Genomic DNA, 1,811 nt, shown 5'->3' with positions numbered 1-1,811 from the left:
GTTGCTGGGGCTGGGCGCCGGGTTCGGGTTCGGGGTGGTGGAGGTGGCGGTGCGGCTGATCGACGACCTGGCCCCGGCGACCCTGTTCACCAACCCGGCCACCTATGCCCTGCTGCTCGGCGGGGGCGCCGCCTTTCTGCTGCTCACCTCGGCCCTGCAGCGCGGCTCGGTGACGACGGCCACCGCCGGGATGGTGATCGGGGAGACGATCGGCCCGGCGGCGGTGGGCGTGGTCTGGCTGGGCGACCGCACTCGCGAGGGCCTGACCTGGCTCGCGGTGCTGGGCTTCGCGCTGGCGGTGACGGCAGCCCTGGCCCTGGCCCGCTTCGGAGAGGCCCCCGTGGCGGGGACCCACACGGAGGACGCCTCGACGGACCGGGCCTAGTCCCTAGGCGCAAGCGCCATGAGCAGCGGCGGGTGCCGCATGAACCGCGGGCGCGTCCCCCGGGCTAGGAGTGGCCCAGTTCCGCCGACGTCTCGTCCGCCGTCACCGGTACCGAACCCGAGTCCGGAGACGGCCGCAGCGGGAAGTGGTCCACCCTCGTCTCGTCGATCACCGGCGGAGCCGGCCGCGGCGGCGTCGGCATGACCGCGGCCTCCGAGTGGCCCCCGCACCCGTACGACAAGGACACGACCCGCCCGTCCGCCGGAGAGAACTCGTTCGCGCAGACGCCGAACGCCTGCCCCAGCGAACCACCGATGGGCGAGAGGAAGCCACAGCTCACACAGGACGCCGGTGCCGCCTGCGCCATGGCCGTCTTGGGACCGTACGTCTCCTCCCAGCGGTCGGCGGCGCTGTGCAGCCCGTAGCGCGAGAGGATCCGGGCCCGGCGCATGCCGAGCTCCTCGGCGACCGCGGCGATCGAACCGCGCATGGGCGCGATCGGCAGGTTCGCCGGCACCCCGGCGGTGACCTCCGCGTCCTCCGCCTCCACCAGCTCGGCCATGTCGTGGGACACCGCGGCGTTCGGCGCCGGCTCGTCCTCGCCGGAGAAACCGGGCTCCAGGCGCAGATCCTCGGCGTCGGTGGGCAGCAGGTCCCCCGGACCCATGTCACCGGGGCGCAGGCGCTCGCTCCAGGGCACCCACTCGGGCGCGAGGAGGGCGTCGGGGCCGGGCAGCAGGACGACCTCGTCGAGCGTCACGATCTTCGCGCGCGACGCCCGTGCGACCGTCACCGCCCAGCGCCAGCCGCGATAGCCGAGCTCCTTGCACTCGAAGTAGTGCGTGGCAACACGGTCCCCCTCGGAGACGAGCCCCGCGTGCTCGCCGACGACACCGGGCGCGGCTGCCTCCTCTGCGGCGGACCGGGCGAGGTCGACGGCCTCCGCGCACAGGCGGTCGGGGGTCCGGCTTCGCGTTGTCGCTGCGCTCACAGGTATCGCTTCTCTCCTACGCCGTCTCAACGTGCGCGGTCCCTTGGCGGGGGGCGCGGACGGAGCGGACCAGTGGGCCGCGTCGACGTCCGTGCGACCGCGCTCGGACGCACTTACGTCATCCATTCTGCGCTATGCGGAGGCACTGCGTGGCACCGGCTGTGCGGGAGGGCGCGGTGACCCTGCGGAGCGGGCGTCCTGGGGGCCTCTTTCCGGGGCTGCGCCCCAGGCCCCTTTATCCGAGGCAGCCCCGTGATGTCGTGTGAATCTGCGGGTTGGTTGTGGCTGGTCGCGCCCGCGCGGCGGAGCCGCATATGGGCACAGCCCCGCGCCCCTTTTGGGGGCTGCGCCCCCATGCCCCCGATCTGTCTGTGGCTGGTCGCGCCCACGCGGCGGAGCCGCATATCGGCACAGCCCCGCGCCCCTTTATGGGGC

At 73.8% G+C, this 1,811-nt stretch carries 1 protein-coding gene and 1 pseudogene; one reads left to right on the top strand and one right to left on the bottom strand.

What is annotated here, in order from left to right:
* Positions 1-385, top strand: a pseudogene (locus tag FPZ41_RS46340) (hypothetical protein); the annotation flags it as partial.
* 64 nt (positions 386-449) lie between these two features.
* Here the strand turns inward: FPZ41_RS46340 and FPZ41_RS46335 are convergent.
* Entirely contained in the window at positions 450-1,376 is a 927-nt protein-coding gene (locus tag FPZ41_RS46335; protein WP_322621594.1) for a DUF3027 domain-containing protein, read from the bottom strand.
* Positions 1,377-1,811: the final 435 nt, after the last annotated feature.

The sequence above is a fragment of the Streptomyces acidicola genome, from assembly GCF_009377235.1.
In the GTDB taxonomy this organism is placed as follows: Bacteria; Actinomycetota; Actinomycetes; order Streptomycetales; family Streptomycetaceae; genus Streptomyces; species Streptomyces acidicola.
This window is presented reverse-complemented; position numbering and strand designations above follow the sequence as displayed.